Below are 24,399 nucleotides of genomic sequence, written 5' to 3'. Positions count from 1 at the left end.
GCGCTTGCGTCGAGGAGGCTCAGCTTCCTCCCCGGCGAATGGAGTGTCTGCAGCGCAATGGAACGAACTTATTTCTTTCAACTTAACTGAATTTAGCTTTATTCGTCTTTTTATATGACTTTTATAATTATGTTCCAGTCTCCCTTTAACTTACTCAATGCTTTAGATTGTCATTTAATTTACGATTAGATGCAATATCATTTTCACCATCAAGAAGATGTTTCATACCGCGTACAAGAGTGTCATCCTCAAGCAGACTCCAAATATGATACCCAAAATCTTCACGTTTTAATAGCACTTCTTCTAATACCTGTACTGTCCCAAAATCGTTTAATTCATGAGCACGACTAATTGTTTTTCTCATCATACCTTGAATTTTAATTTCATGTTCTAAATCATTTCGTAAAAAGTCTCTCATTGTGTAGCGACCTTCTACCTCATGCTTAATGTATGAAAGTTCATGCTGAGTAACAGGATGAGCTGTTGGTACCATCCCTAAGCGCGCCACTCGTTCACCAATCATATCAATATGCTTTTTTGTTACATCAATATGTTCATCTAAAATATGATGCAAGCTACCAAACGATTCTGCTCCTTCTGTTAACCAATGATGTTTTGTATATTGGTTTAGCGCAATATTTAGTGCACAATTATGCTCATCAAGCTGTAAACCCATTTCCTGACGAGTTTCATAAGGTAAACTAATTCCACTACCTTCTTTTCTTGCCATCCTTGGTTCCTGGCGTAAAATCATTTTGTCTTGATGATTTGAATTATGTCCTGGCATTTGTGGATCAAAACCTGTTTTATCTAACTTAAATTCATCATGTGAAAACCCTTGATTATCATGTGACTCCATATGATCACTCCTTTATGCGTTTTTTCAAAGATAGTATGTACAGGGAACAAATAATTATTAAAAAAAGTCGCCAACTCAATGTTGGGCGACTTCATTTTTAACGATATTTTTTACTTTTTCTATATATTGATAAGCTTCTTTTATTTCCTCTTCTGTATAGCGTTGCTTGCTTTTTAATGTGAAGATCTTCTCTTTTACTTCTTCTTCAGAATGTCCTTCAAAATATAGAACAGTTGAAACAAGCTCTAGAAAACGTGAGCTTTGTTCATTTAGATTTAGCATACAATCTTTTAATGGTGGCAAATCTAGATCATAATGTCCTAAAAAGTCACTTCCAGCGTCTGTTAAAGAGTAACGATACTGAAAATAGCCGCCTTTTTTTTCATGTATTTCATTTAGAAACCCTAAATTACACAGCTCTTCAATGCGAAGAGTGAGTTCCTCTGAGTAAGGACCATAAAAGTGAAAATTATATTTTTCATAGAAAGGAAGCTCTATCTTTTTTGCGATATAAATCATTTTTTGTAATTTTTTCCGACCAATGATTTCCCCAGCTGATGAAATGACTTCCATCAGTTTAGCGTGTTCTTTCATCAAAGCCCCGTCATCTCCTAACTAATCTTTATAACTACTGCTACTGTCATTTTTCGTTTATTTTGTCATATTTAACAATTCAAGGATTTTCTTTTTAGCCGTTCGTTTTGTGGAAAAATCTTCAATCAAGTCTAGTGGAAAATATAATTTATGATCTGTTCTTCTTTTGCCTGATATTGCATCAACAATTTCGGATTGTCTTGATAATTCTCTTAAATCACCGTTCGACATTAATAAATGGATGGGCAATCTCTCTTCTTCCTCTCCAGGGCGATAGAAATCATAAGGAAGATCTGAAGATGAATCCACCACTAAATAATATTCAGGATCAATTCCTGCTTTTTTAAATAAAGTTGTTAACTCCATCAATGTCATCATTTGTACATTAGGGTTAAATTCAACAAACTTAAATAATTGACGATTCATAAAACGTCTACATAAATCACTTAAAATTGGATCATCCTCCTCAAGCCATGCTTGAAAATAATAGAGAATAATCGATTCATCTAACTTTAAATAGTCTTCTAATGTTAGTTCATCTTCAAATATGGAATAAAAGTGAATTGGGTTATGCTTGAATGTATAAAATTCATGATGTAGCTGTTTTGCTCTGTGGAGAATTTTCGTTAAAATCACTTCTGCACTTCTTGTTACAGGATGGAAGTAGACTTGCCAATACATCTGATAACGACTCATAATATAATCCTCAACAGCATGCATGCCACTACTTTTAATCACCACTTGATCTTCTCTTGGGCGCATCACACGAAGAATTCGTTCCATATCAAAGTGACCATAACTTACACCAGTATAGTAAGCGTCTCTTTGCAGATAATCCATACGATCTGCATCAATCTGGCTAGATATTAAACTAACAACCTGTTTCTTTTCATATGTTTTTGCAATCACTTCAGCTACTTTCTTAGGAAAGCTATCATCAACTTGACTAAGAACAGCATGTACCTCAGTTTCACCCAAAATAATTTTTTGCGTAAAATCTTCATGATCAAGGTGAAATACTTTTTCAAATGAATGTGAAAAAGGACCATGTCCCAAATCATGCAAAAGTGCTGCACAAAGACATAATAATCTTTCTTCATCATCCCACTCAGGACGACCATTAAAAACGTCATCGACGATTCGTCGAACAATTTCATATACACCAAGGGAATGGTTAAATCGACTATGCTCAGCACCATGGAAGGTTAAGTAAGTTGTACCTAACTGGCGGATCCTGCGCAAGCGTTGGAATTCCTTTGTTCCAATTAGATCCCAAATAAGCTTGTCACGTACATGAATATAGCGGTGAACGGGATCTTTAAAAACCTTTTCCTCAGACAACTTTTCATTTATCATTGTCTTCCCTCTTCCGTTCTAACTTTATTTAGTATAGTTACCTTTAAAAATGGACCTTTCACATTGGATAGTAAAAGGAACACTTCTTTACATGGAAATTATTTACCTATCATTTCAATAAATTGACTGCCTCTATTATATCGACTTCTACTCGACATGAACACCCATATTTTGCAAATGTTATGTTATTAAATTTTGATTAAATTATTGAAATTTTCGTTCCAATTTGTTTCTTATATTCAATAAAAAAATCACCTTTGTTAAAGTCACAAGGGTGATTTTATTTCACTAGTTTTTTTTCGATTTTCTCTATAAGTTCATCTTCAGTTGGGGCAGACACTGGGCGATTATTTACAAACGCAAAAGATTTCTTTCTTCCAGGGCCACAATAAGATTGACAAGCAATATCTATCTTAGCTTCTGAATCTATTTTATTCAAACGAGGAACTAGCGTTTTTATATTCGTTGCTTGGCAATCATCACAAATACGAAATTCATTTGCCATCAATTATCGATCCTTTCTCTTCTTCATGGACTTTGTCTATATCCCAAATACTAGAAATGAGGATATAAATAAAGCCTAAATCCGTGGATACTATCCATTTGCACTAAATGGTATTTTACCTTTAATTAAATGTCTATGCAAGTAAAGCAGTTATAAATTATGCTTCCAAATTCGGTTACTTTTCCCTTCATATCTACCTTATAGTAGATTAAAAAAATGCAAGAAACCTTAGATTTTAGAACGTATACAAAAAAAATCTACTATCCTCTTAAGATGTTGTATAAATTATTTGAAATGTGTCCATGCTAATGACAGTTGAATACAAATTTTTAAATAGGCTGTTTTTATTAAACTTTGTTGCTTTTTAATACTTGATGGAAACAGCACTATATAAAGTCAAGTGGCATCTTTTCTTCTAGATTAGTACCTTTTATGTGATGAAAACACTTTTTCTAAAAAGAATTAGGTCAATTAGCAACAATCTTTCAGAAAAGAGCCTTTAAATAACATCTATTTATATAGGGAGTTGGAAAAAATGAAACAAAGACAAGATGCATGGTCTGAAGAGAATGATTTATTACTAGCAGAAACAGTATTACGACATGTTCGTGAAGGAAGTACACAATTAAATGCGTTTGAGGAAGTTGGCGACAAACTAAATCGCACATCTGCTGCATGTGGATTCCGTTGGAACGCAGTTGTAAGACATGATTATGAAAAAGCTCTTCAACTAGCAAAAAAACAACGCAAACAACGTATGAGAGCACTAGGGAAAGGTCAGCCTGTTAAAAAGCAATTACTTTACACACCAGATATGCCCCAAGGAGCTTCAATGAACTCAGAAGTTGATATTGATGAACAAGAAGAACTTATTATGATGTCAGCTTTAGAGAATCATATGGCAGAGGTTATGCCAGATGATGAGGATGTAAAAACGAATTTACCATCAGCTACACCTAAAGTTGCTCCACAACCAACGATGACAATGAATAAAAATACAAACATGAACCAATTTGCTTCTACTACTGGTCGTTTAACAATGAAACAGGTGATCTCTTTTTTACAGTCCTACCAATCAAGTAATGACCAATCTGAGGCACTTATAAGTGAAAATAGACGATTAAAGCGTGAAAACCAAGAGCTTTATGCTCAAAATGAAGATTTAAGTAAAAAAGTTGCAAGATTAGAACAAGATACAGTCACTGTTCAAGAAGACTATGAAACACTGATGAAAATCATGAACCGTGCAAGAAAACTAGTATTATTTGATGAAGAAGATCGTTCAGTATCAACAACCTTTAAAATGGATCGCAATGGTAATTTAGAAAAAATGGCTGAATAATTGAATTCCGGGTATATTAATAGAGAAAAAAGACGTGGTAGCTTCACGTCTTTTTTCTCTTTGTACCAATGAAACTTATTACCCTTTAAAAACGTAAAACATATAAATACGATTGAATCATAAAGGTTGGGATAACATGGAAACGAAAGATTGGTTGAATAGTGAGTTACAAGTGATTGAGAAATGGGAGAAAGACCAAAATGGTATTTGGTTTTGGGAAAAGATAGGCAGACTTCCTTTTAAGCTATTAGATAAATTAACCCCCGCTTTTATTCAAAAAAAGATTAGTGTATTGCTTGATGAACTTGGGCAATTTGTACAAAATGGGGGACAATATTTAACACAAGAAAAAGTGATACTAACGAAAATAAATAAGCACTCTGATAACGAAATCACGGCTATTTCTGACATCGCTACACTTCCATTAGTGACGATGGATACTGTTGGCCAAGATTTAAAAACAAATAGAAGTCATCTTGCTACAATTCAAGGAGCTACAACTGGAGTTGGTGGAATTTTCACCTTAGCTATTGATATCCCTGTTCTACTTGGTTTATCACTAAAAACACTTCAAGAAATAGCAATTGCCTACGGATATGATCCGAAAGAGCGTGAAGAAAGAATCTTCATTTTAAAATGCTTACAGTTCGTTTCAGCTGACATTGTCGGAAAACAAGCCATCTTAAATGAACTATCATCCTATTATGGTCGAGATCAAAATTCAAAAAATGAAGTGATTTCACAGCTTCAAGGCTGGCGTGAAGTTGTGTATACGTATCGTGATCAATTTGGTTGGAAAAAACTCCTCCAAATGGTCCCAATCGCAGGAATTCTATTTGGGGCAATGACAAATCGCTCAATGATTTCTGATATATCAGAAGCAGGAATTATGCTTTATCGAAAAAGAAGAATACTAGAAAAACTGGAGCTAGTTGAGAGCTAATAGCTGCATCAGCCTACTCTTCTAGGATACGAACAAAGGCTATTTTCGTAAGCTTTGTTGTATTTAGAAACTGAATGAACAACGCTGATATAATGTCTAGTAGCATCTTTTTCTCCTAGGAAAATACTTTTTATACGATAATAATTTTGTTTTTTAATTGGCTTTGTTAAAGCATAATTTTAATTTTTAACACTTTGTTGATTGGAGTGAAAGGCATGAGACTCCTGCTTAGAGAAGCGTGTCAAAGGGAGACCCCACAGGCGCTTGCGCCGAGGAGGCTCCCGGACCTAGGAAAAAAGGTACTTTTTTCCCGGGAAAGCGAATGCCTGTAACGGAAATCAACAACAAGGTTTAACAGAGCCTTTAAAATAGATTGTGTAAATTAGTAACAATCTTTCAGAAAAGAAAACCTAAAAAAGAGTCAATTGTCACAATAGACATCACTGACTCTTTACTCAAACTTTGAGAAAACTTTATCATTCCGGTCATTCATTCTTATTAGGTTTTGTTGGAAAAGCAACTGTTCTTCTGGAGTTAATGAGGATGAAATGATTGTTTCACTGTGATCCTTTAATGTTAGTAAAAGATCTAGCAAAAGCTTTTCAACCGTTAACTCTAGTTGAAGTAAATCTCCTAGAGATGACATTGTATTAGGTTTTATTAACGGAAAAGTGAACTTTGTTGTAGCATCTTTTAACGATAACTCATAAAATTGTCTGATTAAATCTGCTCTTTCTTCTCCGCTTCCAGTGACACATAGGTAAATTTGAACAGCGATACCTCCTCGAAGTCTTCTTTGAGATATGCCTGCAAATTTCCTTCCATCTATACTCAAATCATAGCTACCAGGACAATATGAGCCGTGAATCTCGCGTGCTTCAATTCTTGCTCCATGACTTTTAAGCATATATTTAATTAAATCTAGCATCGCATCATATCCTCGATTAATATCAATACCCTTTTCGCTATCTGGAAAGATAAGTGATAGATTTAAAACATTCTTATCTAAAACAACAGCAAGTCCTCCTGAATTACGAACAATTACGTGGTAGCCACTGCTTTTCAGGAATTCTACTCCATCTTTTAAAAACGGAAGCTTTGTGTCTTGGATACCTAGCACAATCGTATCGTGATGAACCCATGTTCTTGCAATGGCAGGGGAATCTGTTTTTCCAACACTCGCACATAATGTATCATCAATGGCAAAAGAATGTTGTGCATCAAATTGTGGACCTAAACTTGAATGATCGATAAAACGCCATTGTGGTTGATGAATTAATGAAGCAGAAGAGATTAACATATTCATATTTTACTCCTAACAAAATTAACAAAATAATTATCTCATTATATCATTTACGAAGAGTTATGGTAGAGGGTCATAAAGCAATATTGATTTTCTATTTAGATTAATGTTTATCCGCAAGGCAGCCGGGGGTGAGCCTTTTCATAGCTGTTCGCCTATATAAGTCTCACCTATTCCGCTGCTTCCGCATGCATTTTGGGTCTGATCCCTTGTTTTATATTTTAAGCTTGAGCTGCAGTAATTAATGCAAGTTTATAAACATCTTCTGCATTACAGCCACGTGATAAGTCATTTACTGGTTTGTTTAATCCTTGTAAAATTGGTCCTACTGCTTCAAAGTTACCTAAACGTTGGGCAATTTTGTAACCGATGTTACCTGCCTCAAGGCTTGGGAATACGAAAATATTTGCATCACCTTTTATAACAGATCCAGGTGCTTTCTTTTCAGCTACTGATGGTACAAATGCTGCATCAAATTGGAACTCCCCATCAAGAGTAATCGTTGGATTAAGTTGTTTTGCGATTTCAACTGCGTTTGAAACTCTTTCTGTTTCTGGAGATTTTGCTGAACCTTTTGTTGAAAAGCTTAACATCGCTACACGTGGATCAATATTAAACATTTTCGCTGTTTCCGCGCTTGCTATAGCAATTTCTGCAAGATCTTGGGCTTCTGGTGAAATATTAATTGCACAATCAGCAAAAACATATTTTTCATCACCACGAACCATGATAAACACACCAGAAGTCTTTTTAATTCCTTCTTTTGTTTTGATAATCTGTAAAGCTGGGCGCACTGTGTCAGCTGTCGAATGCACAGCACCACTTACAAGGCCATGTGCCTTCCCAAGATGAACCAACATCGTTCCAAAGTAATTCTCATCTAAAAGAATTTTACGTGCATCTTCTTCTGTTGCTTTTCCTTTACGTCGCTCAACAAAAGCTGCTACAAGTTGGTCCATCTCCGGATATGTATGAGGATCTAATACTTCTACACCATCTAATGTTAAATTAAACTCATTTGCTTTGTTTGTTACCTCTTGTTGATTACCAATAACAATAGGCTGTAAAATACCTTCTCCAGCTAATCGGTTAACAGCTGTTAAAATTCTTTCATCTAATCCTTCTGGGAAAACAATCTTCACTTGTTGACCGCTCACTTTTTCTTTTAATGTCGCAAATAAATCTGACACAAAAAAACCTCCTTCATTTGGTATGTGAATACCCTTCTACCACTAGAATACTCCACTTATTTGTAATTTCAAACAATACAAATAGCTAATAACGCTTACATAATAAAGTCTTAAATTTCAAAATAAACTGAAAAGTATTATTTACTCTAGATTGTGGTTAATTTCATTCATTATCACTTATATATTTCACCAAAAAATGTAAAGTTACTCTTATTGATGTTTATTTCGTGTAAATTATCGTATAAACGAATGATCAAGGTGGATTAAAGGACATATTTAGTTGTATTTAATAGTCTCGTCATCGAGCTGATGACGGACATGAGCGTGAAGAATGCTTGCGCAAATGTCCGTCATTAAGCAGATGACGGACATGAGCGTGAAGAAAGCATGCGGAAATGTCCGTCATTAAGCTGATGACGGACATGAGCATGAAGAATGCTTGCGCAAATGTCCGTCATTAAGCTGATGACGGACATGAGCGTGAAGGTAGCATGTGGAAATGTCCGTCATCGAGCTAATCATCAAGCCGATGACGCACATGACATAAGCAAACGAAAGCATCCTATAAAATATCAACTATTTTACAAAGGTAGATAGACTTAGATACACCCTTATAACTTTCAAGTTTTATTCACAGAGATGTATGGACAAACTATGATATAGTAAAAGTGGATTTAAAGAATATTAATTAGGAGTGAATATATATGAGTGAAGCAGCACAAACGCTTGATGGTTGGTATTGTTTACATGATTTTCGTTCAATAGATTGGTCTGCTTGGAAGCTTTTAACGAGCGATGAACGCCAAGCTGCGATTCATGAATTTTTAGGATTGCTAGAAAAATGGAACACAACAGAAGATGCTGAGCAAGGATCTCATGCTATTTATTCAGTTGTTGGTCAAAAAGCAGATTTTATGATGATGATTTTGCGTCCGACTATGGAAGAGCTTAATGAAATTGAACTTGAGTTTAATAAAACAAAGCTTGCCGAATTCACAATCCCTACATACTCTTATGTATCAGTTGTTGAGCTAAGTAACTATTTAGCTGGAGAGAGCAATGAAGATCCATATCAAAACCCACATATTCGTTCAAGACTATATCCTAAGCTACCTCAATCAAAATATTCTTGTTTCTATCCAATGGATAAGCGTCGCCAAGGTAATGATAATTGGTATATGCTTTCTATGGATGAACGTAAAGAAATGATGAGAAGCCATGGTTTAATTGGTCGTTCTTATGCAGGAAAAGTAAAGCAAATAATTACTGGCTCTGTAGGCTTTGATGATTACGAGTGGGGTGTTACACTTTTTGCAGATGATGTGCTTCAATTCAAAAAGCTTGTATATGAAATGCGTTTTGATGAAGTAAGTGCACGCTATGGAGAGTTTGGTTCATTTTTTGTAGGAAACCTACTAAGCTCATCTAAGCTACATTCTTTCTTTCATGTAAAATAATGACTTTATGTGTGATGACTCAGCAGGGACTGTTCTAAGTGGAATTGATCCTGCCTATGAGTCATCTTTTTTAGCTAAATTCTTCATAGATTGTGATTTTTAATTTCATTATAACGATATCGATCTAGAGACTGTACTTTTTCGGGTGTTAAGGAAGCATGTGTTTGATCGAATTCGTTAAAGCTCTTTATTCATGATGTTTTTTTGATAAGGCTGTTTTCGCAAACTTTGTTGCTTTAAAATACCTGAAGAAATCAGCACTGTATTAAGTCTAGTGGCATCTTTTCTTCATAAAATAGTATCCTTATAGTGAAAAAACACTGCTTTCACTATAAATGTTGGTTACATAGCAACAATCGTTCAGAAAAGAGCCTTTGATAAACATCGACTTCTTTTCCGTTACGGAAAGGCTTAGTTTCAAAATAACTAAAACCTCTGTTTTCCCAAAATTTCTTTGATTTCTTGTTTTCCTTCAACACTCCAAGACGAATGGCTGACTTTCCAGTGCGCCTCATTCGTTCTTCATATAAATCATACGCACTCTTTGCATACCCTTTTCCTTGCTCAGATTTTCTTATCATTAATAAACCAAGCCACGGAAAATGATCCTTAGGATTTTCTTCTAAATAATCTAATAAGCCGACATAATTAGAGCCAACTTTAATAAGAAAACTATGTGAGAACCCATTGATAAACTCCTCTTTTAACTCCTTTATTGATCGACATTCCTTACCATTTTCGAGAACATTATATTCCTTATTTGAATGAACAATTTCCTGCACTATATGTATTGATTTATCTGTGACTTTCTCAAAAGAAATTTCTCTCAAATCTTCCATCTCCTTAATTAATTTTCTCAGTAATGGAATAAGTTGTTTTTCCTACACATACGTATGAATGAGCAAAGATTGAAGAAAGGAATTCCTTCTACTCTCTTACTACTACCAAACAACAATGACCTTAAACCTAAGAGGTAGGTGAGAAAATGGGGGTTGTTCCTTATATCAAAGAGGAAGTTTAGCTACTTGCACGATTACTCCGTGCAGAAGCTTAGGGAGAAGGTAAGCTTGGGACGCTCATGGTTGGCAACACCTGAGCGAATCGTGTTCGTTCTGGTGGCTTTGAAGCAACACAGAAGGGTTACTTTTACCAAAGAGCTCGTGAAAGTGAATTAGCCACTAGCACGACAAGTTCTCAAGAGATAAAAGGATCATCCTGCATCCTATTCTTTATGGTTCTTTAAACCTTCTGGAAGCTTTCCTGCTCAATGCTTTAATCAATGGAATTCAGGTCGCTACAAATCACATTGTTTTTACTCTCCAGAACATGCAAATTGTCCTGGTGTATATTAAATTTTCAGGGAGGGTTTTATAATGGCTAACAAAAGATTTCAAGCTCAACCTTACGGATATGATATGACTGGTGTGCAAGGAACTCAACAAGCTGTACCCCAACAACAACCAATGCAGCAGCAAGGAGTAGGTTACCAACCTTATGCTACATATGCTCAACCAGGTTTTCAAGTGCCTCCGTTTCCACAGCAACAAGGAATCGCTCAGAACATTCCAGGTATGCTTCCTTTAGAGGAATCGTACATTGAGAATATTTTACGCTTAAATCGTGGTAAAATCGCTACTGTTTATATGACATTTGAAAATAATCGGGAGTGGAATGCAAAAATATTTAAAGGTGTGATCGAAGCTGCTGGTCGTGACCACCTAATTCTAAGCGACCCACAAACGGGCATGCGCTACCTATTATTAATGGTATACTTAGATTATGTAACATTTGATGAAGAGCTACAATACGAACCCCAATTTCAAATGGCATCTTACCAACCAAGATAATAGAAAAGCATAAGTGCTTTCCAACCCTCGAAGAGCTAGTGGTTTGGATTGGATATGAAGTGCTTATCCACAGTATAGAAAATAATTTTACCTAGAAAAAAAGGCTGACAAAAAATAGTCAGCCTTTTCCTACTATGTTTATAAATAGCGCAGGGCAACATACCCAAGTAATAACCATCCACCTAAGAATGCCAGTCCACCTAAGGGTGTGATCGCTCCTAAGATGCTTATTTGCGTCACACTCAATACATATAAACTTCCTGAAAACAAGATCATTCCGATTAAAAAGAGCCATCCTGCTGTAGTTAATAAGCCAATATTTCCAAGCTTATCTATTAAAAAAGCGATAACAAATAAGCCACCTGCATGAAACATTTGATACGTTACACCCGTTTGCCAAGTTTTTATGTATTTCTCTGGAATTTTACCTTCTAATCCATGTGCACCAAATGCCCCCAAAGCAACAGCTAAAAAGCCATTAATCGCACCTAAAATTAAAAAAAGCTTCATGTTTATTCACACTCTCCTTGTCCTTCAAATCTCTACTCTTACATCTTACCTTACATCAATTGATTTTCAACTTATTATTTAGAAAAGCAGCTTAAGCAGTAGGAATACAATGTACCGGAATAGGCTTTCTTCAAATCCTTGTTTCCTAGGAATAACGACAAAACCCTATTCTAACCTATAAAAAAGAGCCATATCATTGAAATGGCCCTTCACATATTTAACGATTTTGTAAATATACTTTAAGAACATCTTCTACTTTATGTTTGTTTTCTCCAGCTTTTATATAATAGTGATCTCCATCAACAAAAGATTCAAATTGATTGATTCCTTCATTTTTCAGGAAATCATCTATGTCTTGAACAGATTCTTGTGCTGTTAATAAAAATTTCTGTCCAATAAAATCTTCATTAACGTAAACATCATAACGATCTTGGGCTATTTTTGATCCTGAAGCATCATTGTATAAGCCCATAAAAGATCTTCCTCTTGCTACATCAAATAAATCATCAAATACCATTTCCTAACCTCCTCACAATATTACTATCATTGTGTCCTGATTAGGTGAGATTATGATGGTTTTCTATGGAGAGTTTGCTTTTGTTTGGAAATATACTTTCTTTCTATCTTCCCTTTCGAAAGAACTAATTAGAAATCAAATAGCGAATGACCATTTGCTTCTTCATCCTTGTAAGTAGAAGACTTTTCTGTACCAGGTTTTTGTTTAGCAACAGTTGGAATATTACCCATCATTTTTTGAAGTTCTGTAGGGCTGATTTCACTAGAAATAGGTGAAGATAGTTGTGTTGGTGTTTGGGCCTTTGATTTGTTTTCAACAATCAAGTCACACAGTGATTGTATAATCATAATATGCTCTTTTATATTATGTTCTAAATCGCTATTTTTTGCCTTGTCTATTTCGTCTTGCATTTTTGTTAAAATTTTTGAGACATGTATATTCACTTAACGTTCCTCCAAGTTATATAACTGTTTTACTTTTTTAGCTCATATTTTAAGCATGACATTCCTGATGATTTTTTCACCATAATCGCTGGTCTGTTTGCCGATTTAAAACCATATGCACGACAGCCATTAGGAAATTTAGAATCCCATGTTACATAAAAATGCTTACACTTTATGCAATTTATTGGTGTCTCACTCATGTATGATTACTCCTTTTAAATCATTTCCTTTACCTACTTCAAACATCCATTAAACACCAATCAATTTCACCAGTATGATTTTCCCTCAGAAAATCATTCGTTTTTGAAAATGGCTTACTTCCAAAAAAGCCTTTTCTTGCTGCAAAAGGACTTGGGTGTGGAGATTCAATAATTAAATGCTGTGGTGAAGTAATCAGGTGTTTCTTTTGTTGAGCATGCTTACCCCACAAAATAAATACTAGTGGTTCAACTCGTTCATTTAATAACCTAATCACTTCATCTGAAAACTGTTCCCAGCCTTTTCCTTTATGTGAATTAGGCTCTCCTTTTCTAACCGTTAAAACAGTATTTAAAAGAAGCACCCCTTCTTCTGACCACTTTTTTAATGAGCCGCTATGAGGTGTAGAACAGCCAAGGTCATCTTTTAATTCAATAAAAATATTTCGTAACGATGGTGGAACTTTCACACTAGGAGAAACAGAAAAACTCAAACCCTGTGCTTGTCCTTCACCATGGTATGGATCTTGACCTAAAATGACAGCCTTGGTTGAGTGGTAACTTGTCATATTTAAAGCACGAAAGATATCCTCTTGCCTAGGAAATATTGTGTGTTGCTGATATTCTTCTTCTAAAAATTTCATTAAATTAACAAAGTATTCTTTATTCCCTTGATTTTCAAGTAGCACGCGCCATTCTTTCTCAATTTGATGAAACATCTTCTACCTCCAATTTAGCAAGGCGAGATTGAAATGGCTCTCCATCCCACACAATCTTTGTTTCCGCTTCTCGCAGCTTCATATAAGGTTCTTCTAATAAAACAAAGAAGTTTTTTGTAGGAAGATCTCCTAGATGATGTTTTTCACACAATATATCTAAATAAGATTTTCTTTTGTCATTTAATATTGCTGATTGGTTATTACCATCTTCAGAGAAGGCATAAATAACACTTGCTGTTGGAACACGCTTTATTTTACACACTTTTGCTGCTCGAAGAATAAAGTCCCAATCCCAATAATTATGGACTTCTTGATCAAACAAACCAATTTTATCATGTAACTCTCTTTTATAAGCACTTCCTGATGGTATATATGTTGAGAATTTCTTCATTCCTTGTAGATCATACTCATAAGCAAATGTACGTCTAGTTAGGGGATAACGTGTTTTGCTTTTTGTTTCAAAAGAAACAATTTCTGCATCAAAATAAATAAAATCAGCTTCATCTAAATAATGTTGTGCTTGCTCAAGGTGAGTAGCTGATAATAAATCGTCATCATCACATAGCATAACAATATCACCAGTTACTTGTTGAACACCGATATTTCTAGCTTGAACATGCTTTACATTTTCAGTTAATTCAATTGTTTTAATCGGCAATTCTTTATATAAATCTACAAGACGATCAACACGATCTCCTCCATCATTCACAATAATTACTTCATAAGGAAGAACAGTCTGTCTTGATATAGCTTCTAAAAGCTCACCTAATTCTACCAATCTATTATAAGTTGCAATCACGATCGAAATCTTCATTTCCCATCACCTTTTCAACATTGTTCTTTTATTTTAACAAAATGTACTCAAACTTTAATAGGAAAAATCTTCTGTCACCTTTTATATAGAATCTTTTCGACAGGATTGTTGTTTATTACTTCCTATTAGTAACGATTAAGAAAAAATGACCCTAGAGTAAAAATCGTGCTGTTTTCGTCATATGACTAAAAGCACAAAGAATACGAATATAGCCTTTTCAATAAAAGACTAATTGTTACTAAGGGCTACTTTCTAATGGTTTTATAGTTGATTAAAGGTTTGAGACTTATGATGTGCCGTGATAAGGACGCTCACAACATCATAAATTGCGAAGAAACCCTAGCTGAGCACATTTAAATAGAAATCTAACGTTTCAATTAAATCTGAAAGGGAAATATAACTTTAAGTAAAAAAGGAGAGGATATTCATGAAAACATTTGTTGTTGAAAATGGTGTACAAGCAAGTGAAATGATAGCAGAGCTAACAAGTCAAGGATATACAAAGGATGAAATTTATCTTTTTGCACATGATCTTACTCGTTCTAAACATTTAACAGAGCATACAGATACCAATAATATTGGGTTAACAGAAGAAGGGATTTTTGACAAAATAGCGAGGGTCTTTCGCTCAAGAGGAGAAGATCTTCAAATTAGAATGGCATCCATCGGTTTATCACAAAGCGAAGCAGTAAGACTTGAAGAAGAACTAGATGATGGTAAAGTAGTTATTGTTGCACAGTAACCTAGAAGGCATTGATTTATATGCTTAAACAAATGAGGCTGGGACACTGTTTGCCTAGCCTCATTTGTTTACTTTAAAGAACTTTTATTCTAGGTATTCATGCACTAAATTTTCAAACGAGTTGAAAATTACACCTTTTTATAAAAAAACCTCCTTACTGTGTAAGGAGGAACATACATATATAAAGATTAGGGGGGATTACTAGCATTATCGCCAGAATAGGATTATCTTATACTAGTGAATTCCATTTTTATTTTAAATTACTTTTCAATGTATTTATAAAACGTTGAAATGCTTGTTGCCCTTCTGAATCACGCTTAAATACTCCTGCATGTTCTAAAATAGTAGCGAACACTTTCCCGACTTCTTCAAGCAATAGATGATAGCTATTTTCTTGACTTAACTCTGGGTGCTTTTGCTTTATCTTCTTGGCCCAATCATAATGCTTCTTTAACTCTTCATCTTCTGCAATAGCTGAAAGAGCATTTTCTTCTACTAGTAAAGTTGCTAACTTCATTAGTTCATCTAACAATCTTCCAGGTAAAACTGCTAATCCCATTACTTCAATCAAGCCAATATTTTCTTTTTTAATATGATGTACTTCTTGATGTGGATGGAAAATCCCTAATGGATGCTCATCGTTTGTTCGGTTGTTTCTCAATACTAAATCAAGCTCGTAAAGTTCTCCTCTTCTTCGGGAGATTGGTGTAATTGTGTTATGAGGAATATCCCCTGAAAACGCCTCAACCTCTACCGACGGATCGCTATACTTTTTCCATTGCATTAAAATATCTTCTGCTGCTTGAATAAGATCTGATTTGTCTGCTCCTTGAAGTCTAAGAACGGACATTGGCCATTTGACTATTCCTAAATCAATTGATGGATATTTATTTAATTTAAAAGTGGATTCTGTTTCAGCAACTTCCATTGGAAATGTATGATGACCACCTTGAAAATGATCATGGCTTAAAATCGATCCACCTACAATCGGTAAATCTGCATTTGATCCTAGGAAGTAGTGTGGAAATTGCTCTACGAAATCAAGCAGCTTATGAAATGTATCTTTTGAGATTTTCATTGGTTTATGCTGACCTGCAAAAACAATGGCATGCTCATTATAGTAAACATAAGGTGAAAATTGTAAAAACCATTGCTCATTTTGTAATGTTACAGGTATGATGCGATGATTTTGTCGTGCGGGATGATCTAGGCGACCTGCATAGCCAACGTTTTCCTTACATAATAAACAAGACGGATAATCACTTTTTTGTAACTCACGAGCTGCAGCAATGGCAACAGGGTCTTTTTCAGGCTTTGACAAATTGATTGTCATTTGCAAATTGCCATATTCCGTATTGACAAGCCATTCTTCATTTTTAGCAATGCGGTCTGTACGTATATAATGGACATTTTTTGAAAATTGATAAAAAGCTTCTGTAGCTTTTTGAGGAGTCTCTTTTTGAAAAACATCCTGAAATTGTCGAATAATTTCACTTTGTGAACCAACCAAACAACCCATAATTTTTGTATCTAGAAGATCTCTGTACGTGACAGTATTTTCTTTTAAAAGATGGTTTTCAGCAGCCCAATCTAATATATTTTCAAGAATTGTTACTGGAGAGTCCAAATTCTCATCTGCAACAGATTCATTTTTTACATCATTCAGCTCTAAAACTTCAAGTATTTTATTACGAGTAAGATCAACGTCCCATTTAGAAATCAGTTGCTTTTTTTGCCCAAATTGCAATAGCCTCTCAATCTCATACCCTATATTAATAGACAACTTTATCATCTCCTCGTATTTTCTATGATCTTATTTTCTTAAAAATTATCGTGCTATTGCAAAGCTAATAGAAAAGCACATAGTCTTTAATAACAAGGGGCAATGTACACAACTGTACAAGCCCCCATTTTAAAATTATTTATTTAGGCTCTTTTCTGAAAGATTGTTGCTAATTTCACTGATATTGCCGTTTAAACATTTTCTTATTGCATAATTAGTACTATTTTAATAAGAAAAGATGCCACTATGCTTGATAAAGTGCCGTTTACTTGGAGTTGTTGAAAGCAACAAAGTTTGCGAAAACAGCCTTTATTTATCATATCCTCTTGGATGTTTTTGAAACCAATTCCAGGCACTTTCAATCATTGTGTGAAGATCAGCATACTTTGGTTTCCACCCTAATTCATTTACCGCTTTTTCAGATGAAGCAATTAAGATAGCCGGGTCTCCTGCACGTCGTGGTGCTACTTCTGCAGGAATTGGGTGACCTGTTACTTTTCTTGCTGTTTCGATCACTTCTTTAACAGAAAATCCGTTTCCGTTACCTAGATTATACGTTGCACTCGTATTTTCTTTTCTAAGCTTCTCAATCGCTAAAATATGAGCATCAGCTAAATCAGTCACATGAATATAATCGCGAATACACGTGCCATCTTCTGTTTTATAATCATCACCGAAAATCATAATTTTCTCTCGATCACCTAATGCTACTTGCAAAATAATTGGAATTAAATGTGTTTCTGGTTGGTGATCTTCTCCAAGCTTACCTTCCATATGTGCACCAGCTACGTTAAAGTAGCGTAATACAACATACTTTAGACCATAAGCCTGCTCACTCCATTTCAGCATTTTCTCCACAGCAAGCTTTGTTTCACCATATGGATTTGTTGGAACCGTAGGATCTGTTTCAACAATTGGTGTATTCTCGACTTCACCGTATGTTGCTGCTGTAGAAGAGAACACAATTTTCTTCACATCAAATTCTGTCATTACTTTTAAAAGGCACATTGTTCCATATACATTATTTTCATAATATTGTAAAGGTTGCTCAACACTTTCTCCAACAAGTGAATCGGCCGCAAAGTGAATAACAGCTTCAATATCATTTTCTTCAAAAACGGTTTTCAAAAAACGTTCATCTCGTAAGTCACCTGTGTAAAGCTTCGCTCCCTCTAGAACAGCTGGTAAATGTCCTTTTTGAAGGTTATCTACAACAACAACTTCCTCGTTTCGTTCTAATAACTCTGACACGGCGTGACTACCAATATATCCTGCTCCACCACATACTAACACTGCCATACCTTATCCCTCCAAAAATCATTTTTTATAGTAAGGCTTTGTTATACTTACTTGTTTATGTGAACGTTTCACAAAATAGAAAGTCTTTTAACTTCCACTGCAAAATCAACAATAAGCATTAACATACCCTATCAGAAAAGAATTCAGCGCTATTAAATTTCCTTCGCGCCATCTCCTACATTAGCTACATAAAATTCAGCTGTTAAGCCTGTTTTCTCATGATAATTCTTGCCTACATCTTGAATGAATTTCTCAATTTGTTCGTTTTTCACAATTGAAACTGTACAGCCGCCAAATCCTGCACCTGTCATTCTTGAGCCAATCACGCCGTCTTGGTTCACTGCTTCTTCAACAAGAGTATCTAATTCAAAGCCAGTTACTTCATAATCATCTCTTAAAGAAGCGTGTGATTCACACATTAATTGACCAAATCCTGTAATATCACCATTATTTAGTTTTTCAACAGCTAAAATTGTACGTGCATTTTCATATACCGCATGTTTCGCACGTTTTTGATCTATTTCATTTGGAATGAAGTGACTGTAGCTCTCAAACTGCTCTGGTGTAAGATCACCTAACGATTCAATCGAAACCTCTGATTGTAATGCTTTTAAAGCACGTTCACATTCAGATCTACGTTCATTATATTTAGAATCAGCTAAGGTTCTACGTTTATTTGTATTTGCGATAACAAGTGATGCATCTTGAAGAACAACTGGGCTGTACTGATATTCTAATGTTTGACAATTTAATAAAATAGCTTGATCTTCTTGCCCCATGCCAATCGCAAATTGATCCATAATCCCACAGCTCACACCAACAAATTCATTTTCAGCATGCTGGCTCATTTTCACAAGCTCCACACGTGAAAAGTCTGTTTCATAAATCGCCTGTAAAGCTACTGCAGTAGCCAATTCAACAGATGCTGATGAAGATAAACCCGCACCGTTTGGAATATTTCCATAAAAAAGCATATCAAAGCCATGATCTAATTTTATCCCTTTTTGAAGAAATTCATTGATCACACCTTTAGGATAGTTAGCCCAATCATGCTCTTTATTCAACGTGAAAGAATCATTAAGTGATAGCGAAATGATACCAACATCCGGAAAATTCGTTGAATACAATTGAATGGTACGATCATTGCGTTTTGATATTAATGCGTACGTACCAAACGTTAATGCACAAGGAAAAACATGTCCTCCATTATAGTCTGTATGCTCACCAATTAGATTCACTCTACCTGGTGCAAAGAAAGATCTTACTGGTTCATTTGCCGTAAATATTTGTGTGAATTGTTCTAACAGTTGCTTTTTCAAGAAAATCACCTTCCATTATATCGTAATTTAGTTATCATTTACCTTATTTTTACTAAGTGGTTAATCAAATTGTATGTAAGCTCATTTTAAAGTCCTTTTTCTATGGAAACAATGGTAAAATTAAAGGAGGGTTTTAGCACTTTTTTGCTATTTATTATGTATTGATAATCGAAACAAATCAGGTTGGGATAAACGTATTTTAACAAAATAGAAACCGAGAAATATGGGTTACTCCGCTAAGCTATAACATTGTTCGAAGTTTTGTTACTCACTAAGTAATGTCCCAGCCTCTAATATAATCTTAAGTTTTACACCCTTTTTTGCTTATATGATAAAAAGGGTAGAAAAAGGGGAGTTTTTTGCTATGGATAAGCAAACTGGAGCCATAGCCTTTCGTTTCAATGAACCCCATGTAAACTCTGTTGCCCAAATTTGGTCAGTTGGTTGGGATGAGCAGCATTCTTCCCTATATAATTGGAGTGGGACAGAAAGAAAGGATCAAGGCAAGTATATCTTTCAATATACCTTATCAGGAGCTGGAGAGATTTCAATTGATGGAAAAATCCACTCCTTAAAACCTGGTCATGCTTTTATTGTAAGTAGTCCAAGTAACTATCATTATTATTTACCAAAGGGGTCGAGTAAATGGGAGTTTATTTACTTAACACTGTATGGTGAGGAAGCGAAACGTTGTTGGGAATATGTAAGAACTTCAGAAAGTCAGGTTGTGCGATTTCATCCAGAATCAGCACCTGTAAAGCTTGTCAAAAAAATGTACGATGATGCAAAAGAACGAAAAATCACAAATGCCTATCAAGGCTCAAGCATAGCTTATCACTTTATTACAGAATTATATTTATATCTCTCAACAAATGACAAACTAATGAATGATTGGTCAGAAGGAATTATTAGCGCGGTACTATTTGCAAGAAACTACTATCAAGAAGAAATTGGCGCAGAAGAAATGGCTGAAGCATCAAAGCTATCGAAATATCATTTTTCTAGGCTGTTCAAACAAGAAACAGGTGTGACACCGATTCAATATTTAACAAATATCCGCTTGCAAAAAGCAATCGAATTATTAGAGCATACAAAATACTCTGTTGATGAGGTAGCTCAATTAGTGGGTTACAAAAATGCCAACTATTTAAACAAAATCACACGAAAGCTTACTGGAAAATCACCAGGTCAGCTCAGACAAAGTAATGAGGATTAAGAAATGCGGCTGGGACATAAGTTAAGTGATTAACAAAGGAGCTTTTCTGAAAGATTGTTCCTAATTGGCCTATTTATCTGTTGAAAACAATGTTCTTATCGTATAAAAGGTTCTATTACGAGAAGAAAAGAAGTTACTAGACTTGATACACAACTGTTTCCTTCAAGTTGCTAATAGCAACAAAGGTTGCGAAAACAGCCTTAACAAAAATTCCAAACAAATTAATAGCTTAGCGGATGAAATATACGGAGACTCCTGCAGGATGCAAAGCAACGGCTAGACCCCACAGTGCGTAGCACGAGGAGGCTTGCCAGCTTCCTGCGGAAAGCGGAGTATATTTCAGGAGCGGTGCGCTATCACCACACCTACAACCATCTTTCGGTTTCTATTTTGTTAAAATACTTTTGTCTCAGCCTCACCCATTCATACTATTCATTTAAATCAATTTGAATGGATCCTTTTTGATGCATAATCGTCATTTTTGTTCCTGGAGTCATCATGTTTTCCAAAATATCTTTAGCCGCTTGTAAAGCAAACTCAATTCTTTCCAGCTTTTCCGTCTCTTCTTCCCGTTCATTTTTTGGAATTGATGTTAGGTTACTCATATAATTCTGTGATAGTTGGTGATAATCAGCAAGCTTTTCATACACTTCATCATATAATTCTTCTATTTCTTTTTTCATTGCCTTTCTCTCCCTTTTGTTTCTCCTAGCTTCTATGATACAAGATTTCCCCCAAAAATGTAAAAGTCTGCTTTACTAATTTCAGCTATTTTTAAAAAGGTACAGGTACTAGCTCTTTAACAGTCGTTTATGAATAAATATGGCAGCCTGACAGCCATCTGCCATCGCAATTGTTATTTGTTCTGAATGTGCAACAACATCTCCTGCAGCCCAAACATTCGTAATATTCGTTTCCTTTGTTCGTGCATCTACGAGCATGTGTTTATTTTCAAGACGCTCTACACCAAGCTGATGACCAAGATCTGAAGAAACAGCATTTCCGCCAAATCCAATAAATCCTTTCTCTCCAGCTACAGTTTGTCCATTTTGCAATATTACACCTTTAAAATCTGATTCATTTTCTGTGAGAATAGAGGCTATTTTTTCATTTATCACCTCTATGTTCTTTTCTTTTAGTTTTTCTACTAAATCAGTCGATAACTTTTCGCCATCATGATTGATAAACGTCATTTTATTCGTCCAATACGTTAGAGTTAATGCGAGGCTGGCGCCTGTTTTTCCAGATCCAAGTAATAGAACATGCTTGTCCCTTACTTCATATCCATCACAATCTGGGCAAACATAAATTGATATACCTAAGCATGGATAAATGTTCTTAATAGGAGGAATACGATCTTTAATGCCTGTTGCAAGTAATAATGTTTTTGTCTTAAATTCTCTTTTGGAATTTGTATGTAAAAGAAACTGATGATCTTGCTTCTCTGCGGTAATGACCTTATCATTTATAAATTCCACTTCTAGGCTTTTTGCTTGTTTCTTTCCTAATTCTCTAAGTGTTTGACCACTTACACCATCAGGCCAGCCAAGAATATTATGATATCCTCTACACAAATTTGATCTTCCCTCTTCATTATCAATCACAAGTACCTTATGCATATATCTACCAAGCTGAATAGCTGCTTGTAATCCTGCAATTCCGCCTCCAACAATGATGCATTCATAATTACTCCCAACCATTTTCATCCGTCCTTTTTTACTTCGTATAAATTAGAATGCATCAAAGGTCTATTTATATTCCTTTTCAAATGAAATGTAATAAAAATTAAGGCTCTTTTCTGAACGATTGTTGCTATGTCATCAAAATTTGGAGGGAAAACAGCAAAAGTTAAAGAGGGCTGGGACATAACTTAGTGATTAACAAAACTCCGAACAATGTTAAAGCTTAGCGGAGTATATTTCAGGATCGACGTTGACTATACCTACAACCATTGTTAGTTACTCTTTTGTTAAGATACGATTGGCCCAGCACGTACTAGAAAGAATAAATTGTGGATAAGTGAGTTGAAAAACACAAAAAATTATTATTCTTCCACAAATTTTTATTTCCCAAATTAAAAATTTAGATATTAACATGGTTTTTAACAGTTAACAACAACTTATCCACAAAAGTTATCAACATATCCACAGACTCTATCCACATTTTGTGTGGGTACATTCGTTCGCCACAATATATGTAGGTCTTTATTACGCTATTCACAGGTTATACACAGGCTTTTTCACCACTTATCTATTACTTTTTTCCTGTATAAAACATAAATTGTTATTGTATATATTATGTTGTTCTAAATTTTCCACCGTTGACATGTAATACTTGACCAGTGACATATCTTGAATCATCTGATGCCAGATAAACATATGACGGAGCCAATTCAAAAGGTTGACCTGGTCGTTTCATTTCAGTGTCTGCTCCAAATGTCGAAACATTTTTTGCAGAAAAACTAGCCGGTATCAATGGAGTCCATATTGGTCCTGGAGCTACTCCATTTACACGAATACCTTTATCCACTAATGAAAGTGATAAAGAACGAGTAAAGGTCATAATCGCTCCTTTTGTTGCAGAGTAGTCAATTAATTTTTCATTTCCTTCATAAGCTGTGATGGATGTTGTATTAATGATTGAACTACCTTCTTTTAAATATGGAAGACAAGCTTTTGTCATATAGAAAAACGCAAAAATATTCGTACGGAAAGTTGCTTCAAGCTGTTGTGCAGAAATATTTAATATGCTATCTTGAACGATTTGTATAGCGTGGTTGTTCACTAGTATGTCTAGCCTACCAAATGTTTGAATGGCCATTTTAACAACTTCATAAGAGGTATGTTCTTGACCTAAATCACCCGCGAAAAGGAGACATTTTCCTCCAAGCTCCTCGATTCTTCGTTTTGTTTCTTGAGCATCTTTATGTTCATTTAGATATGGAATCACCACTGATGCACCTTCTTTAACAAATGCATATGCGATAGCTCGACCAATCCCGCTATCTCCACCAGTAATAATAGCCACTTTATTTTTTAACTTGCCACTTCCTTTATATCCAGCCCACTCAGAAATTGGTCTTGGAATCATTTCATATTCAAACCCAGGCTGTCTTTCCTGATGCTGTGGTGGAAACACAATAGGTTTTTGTTTAACTTTTTGTTGCATTGCATAATATGGATAAACAGGATATGGATACATGAGTTACCTCCCTGATATTTGTTTAATCTTCACCTACAATAAAACCTATTCCAGCATCGCTTGGACAGATAACTAGAAATTATAGATCAAACTGATAAAAGGGGTTTATGAAACTACACTCATTTAAAGCATGTTGTGATAATGCTTTATGTTAATGATTGCGTACATGTTAACTATGAAGAATTCCTTGTGTGAAAAGCGTATAAAAGAGGAGATAAAGACAGAGATTCTGAAACTAAGGAC

The 24,399-nt window shown here is 35.0% G+C and carries 25 protein-coding genes and 1 pseudogene; 7 read left to right on the top strand and 19 right to left on the bottom strand.

The features are described 5' to 3' along the window. Nucleotides 1-154 precede the first annotated feature (154 nt). The 4 genes from LC076_RS11815 to LC076_RS11800 all read right to left on the bottom strand — a co-directional run bounded on the left by LC076_RS11815 (nt 155) and on the right by LC076_RS11800 (nt 3,314). Nucleotides 155-859 carry a Dps family protein gene (locus LC076_RS11815; protein WP_226669168.1) on the bottom strand — a complete coding sequence of 235 codons (705 nt, stop codon included), beginning with the start codon at nt 857-859 and terminating at the stop codon, nt 155-157. Between the two features lie 75 nt (nt 860-934). Next, nucleotides 935-1,456, bottom strand: a complete 522-nt coding sequence (locus LC076_RS11810) for a YwgA family protein (protein WP_226669165.1) — start codon at nt 1,454-1,456, stop codon at nt 935-937. Nucleotides 1,457-1,510: 54 nt separating this feature from the next. Beyond that, complete coding sequence (locus LC076_RS11805; protein ID WP_226669163.1) at nt 1,511-2,809, bottom strand: HD domain-containing protein; 1,299 nt, start codon at nt 2,807-2,809, stop codon at nt 1,511-1,513. 280 nt (nt 2,810-3,089) lie between these two features. After that, on the bottom strand, nt 3,090-3,314 hold the full coding sequence (locus LC076_RS11800; protein WP_226669160.1) for a DUF1450 domain-containing protein: 225 nt from the start codon (nt 3,312-3,314) through the stop codon (nt 3,090-3,092). Between the two features lie 535 nt (nt 3,315-3,849). On the opposite strand from LC076_RS11800, the gene LC076_RS11795 reads away from it, so the two are divergent. Together LC076_RS11795 and LC076_RS11790 are read left to right on the top strand one after the other, a co-directional pair. Continuing rightward, nucleotides 3,850-4,656, top strand: a complete 807-nt coding sequence (locus LC076_RS11795; RefSeq protein WP_226669158.1) for an RsfA family transcriptional regulator — start codon at nt 3,850-3,852, stop codon at nt 4,654-4,656. Nucleotides 4,657-4,792: 136 nt separating this feature from the next. Then, nucleotides 4,793-5,599: an EcsC family protein gene (locus tag LC076_RS11790; protein WP_226669154.1), complete on the top strand. Its 807-nt coding sequence runs from the start codon at nt 4,793-4,795 to the stop codon at nt 5,597-5,599. 451 nt (nt 5,600-6,050) lie between these two features. On the opposite strand, the gene LC076_RS11785 is transcribed toward LC076_RS11790, so the two are convergent. Both LC076_RS11785 and pta read right to left on the bottom strand, forming a co-directional pair. Beyond that, a complete protein-coding gene (locus LC076_RS11785; RefSeq protein ID WP_319005520.1) occupies nt 6,051-6,899 on the bottom strand; it encodes a lipoate--protein ligase family protein in 849 nt (282 codons plus the stop codon). Between the two features lie 224 nt (nt 6,900-7,123). Then, a complete protein-coding gene (gene pta / locus LC076_RS11780) occupies nt 7,124-8,092 on the bottom strand; it encodes a phosphate acetyltransferase (protein WP_226669148.1) in 969 nt (322 codons plus the stop codon). 704 nt (nt 8,093-8,796) lie between these two features. On the opposite strand from pta, the gene hemQ reads away from it, so the two are divergent. Then, the gene (gene hemQ, locus LC076_RS11775) at nt 8,797-9,549 is read left to right on the top strand and encodes a hydrogen peroxide-dependent heme synthase (protein ID WP_226669145.1); all 753 of its coding nucleotides are present in this window, start codon (nt 8,797-8,799) and stop codon (nt 9,547-9,549) included. A gap of 329 nt (nt 9,550-9,878) precedes the next feature. Here hemQ and LC076_RS11770 read toward each other — a convergent pair whose 3' ends face one another. After that, the gene (locus tag LC076_RS11770) at nt 9,879-10,379 is read right to left on the bottom strand and encodes a GNAT family N-acetyltransferase (protein WP_226669141.1); all 501 of its coding nucleotides are present in this window, start codon (nt 10,377-10,379) and stop codon (nt 9,879-9,881) included. 155 nt (nt 10,380-10,534) lie between these two features. Here LC076_RS11770 and LC076_RS11765 point away from each other — a divergent pair. Together LC076_RS11765 and gerQ are read left to right on the top strand one after the other, a co-directional pair. Next, a pseudogene (locus tag LC076_RS11765) lies at nt 10,535-10,901 on the top strand (cell wall hydrolase). 21 nt (nt 10,902-10,922) lie between these two features. After that, on the top strand, nt 10,923-11,396 hold the full coding sequence (gerQ, locus tag LC076_RS11760) for a spore coat protein GerQ (RefSeq protein ID WP_413465975.1): 474 nt from the start codon (nt 10,923-10,925) through the stop codon (nt 11,394-11,396). 138 nt (nt 11,397-11,534) lie between these two features. Here the strand turns inward: gerQ and LC076_RS11755 are convergent, their stop codons facing one another. From LC076_RS11755 to LC076_RS11730, 6 genes are all read right to left on the bottom strand, one after another. Then, nucleotides 11,535-11,906, bottom strand: a complete 372-nt coding sequence (locus LC076_RS11755; RefSeq protein WP_226669138.1) for a DUF423 domain-containing protein — start codon at nt 11,904-11,906, stop codon at nt 11,535-11,537. A 217-nt stretch (nt 11,907-12,123) separates the two neighbouring features. Beyond that, the gene (locus LC076_RS11750; RefSeq protein ID WP_226669136.1) at nt 12,124-12,423 is read right to left on the bottom strand and encodes a hypothetical protein; all 300 of its coding nucleotides are present in this window, start codon (nt 12,421-12,423) and stop codon (nt 12,124-12,126) included. 128 nt (nt 12,424-12,551) lie between these two features. Next, the gene (locus LC076_RS11745) at nt 12,552-12,866 is read right to left on the bottom strand and encodes a YwdI family protein (protein WP_226669133.1); all 315 of its coding nucleotides are present in this window, start codon (nt 12,864-12,866) and stop codon (nt 12,552-12,554) included. A gap of 29 nt (nt 12,867-12,895) precedes the next feature. Beyond that, nucleotides 12,896-13,066 (bottom strand): uracil-DNA glycosylase, encoded by a 171-nt coding sequence (locus LC076_RS11740; protein ID WP_226669130.1) that lies wholly within the window; start codon nt 13,064-13,066, stop codon nt 12,896-12,898. A 38-nt stretch (nt 13,067-13,104) separates the two neighbouring features. Beyond that, nucleotides 13,105-13,782 carry a uracil-DNA glycosylase gene (locus tag LC076_RS11735; RefSeq protein ID WP_226669127.1) on the bottom strand — a complete coding sequence of 226 codons (678 nt, stop codon included), beginning with the start codon at nt 13,780-13,782 and terminating at the stop codon, nt 13,105-13,107. Beyond that, on the bottom strand, nt 13,766-14,596 hold the full coding sequence (locus tag LC076_RS11730) for a glycosyltransferase family 2 protein (protein WP_226669124.1): 831 nt from the start codon (nt 14,594-14,596) through the stop codon (nt 13,766-13,768). Before LC076_RS11730 ends, LC076_RS11735 begins: the two co-directional genes overlap by 17 nt. Nucleotides 14,597-15,023: 427 nt before the next feature. Between LC076_RS11730 and LC076_RS11725 the strand changes: the two genes are divergently transcribed. After that, nucleotides 15,024-15,338, top strand: coding sequence for a general stress protein (locus LC076_RS11725; RefSeq protein WP_226669121.1), 315 nt, complete (start codon nt 15,024-15,026; stop codon nt 15,336-15,338). A 250-nt stretch (nt 15,339-15,588) separates the two neighbouring features. Here the strand turns inward: LC076_RS11725 and galT are convergent, their stop codons facing one another. From galT to LC076_RS11710, 3 genes are all read right to left on the bottom strand, one after another. After that, nucleotides 15,589-17,121, bottom strand: a complete 1,533-nt coding sequence (gene galT, locus LC076_RS11720) for a UDP-glucose--hexose-1-phosphate uridylyltransferase (RefSeq protein ID WP_413465974.1) — start codon at nt 17,119-17,121, stop codon at nt 15,589-15,591. A 309-nt stretch (nt 17,122-17,430) separates the two neighbouring features. Then, nucleotides 17,431-18,420: a UDP-glucose 4-epimerase GalE gene (gene galE, locus LC076_RS11715; RefSeq protein ID WP_226669116.1), complete on the bottom strand. Its 990-nt coding sequence runs from the start codon at nt 18,418-18,420 to the stop codon at nt 17,431-17,433. A 152-nt stretch (nt 18,421-18,572) separates the two neighbouring features. Further along, on the bottom strand, nt 18,573-19,739 hold the full coding sequence (locus LC076_RS11710) for a galactokinase (RefSeq protein ID WP_226669113.1): 1,167 nt from the start codon (nt 19,737-19,739) through the stop codon (nt 18,573-18,575). Between the two features lie 364 nt (nt 19,740-20,103). Here LC076_RS11710 and LC076_RS11705 point away from each other — a divergent pair, with 364 nt between their 5' ends. Then, complete coding sequence (locus LC076_RS11705) at nt 20,104-20,955, top strand: AraC family transcriptional regulator (RefSeq protein WP_226669110.1); 852 nt, start codon at nt 20,104-20,106, stop codon at nt 20,953-20,955. Nucleotides 20,956-21,383: 428 nt separating this feature from the next. Here LC076_RS11705 and LC076_RS11700 read toward each other — a convergent pair whose 3' ends face one another. The 3 genes from LC076_RS11700 to LC076_RS11690 form a co-directional block, all read right to left on the bottom strand. Next, nucleotides 21,384-21,638 (bottom strand): hypothetical protein, encoded by a 255-nt coding sequence (locus tag LC076_RS11700; protein WP_226669108.1) that lies wholly within the window; start codon nt 21,636-21,638, stop codon nt 21,384-21,386. A gap of 108 nt (nt 21,639-21,746) precedes the next feature. Next, complete coding sequence (locus LC076_RS11695) at nt 21,747-22,655, bottom strand: NAD(P)/FAD-dependent oxidoreductase (protein ID WP_226669107.1); 909 nt, start codon at nt 22,653-22,655, stop codon at nt 21,747-21,749. 595 nt (nt 22,656-23,250) lie between these two features. Beyond that, a complete protein-coding gene (locus LC076_RS11690; RefSeq protein ID WP_226669104.1) occupies nt 23,251-24,156 on the bottom strand; it encodes an SDR family oxidoreductase in 906 nt (301 codons plus the stop codon). Between the last annotated feature and the right edge of the window lie 243 nt (nt 24,157-24,399).

This window comes from Metabacillus litoralis, from assembly GCF_020524045.1.
Classification (GTDB): domain Bacteria; phylum Bacillota; class Bacilli; order Bacillales; family Bacillaceae; genus Metabacillus; species Metabacillus litoralis_C.
This window is presented reverse-complemented; position numbering and strand designations above follow the sequence as displayed.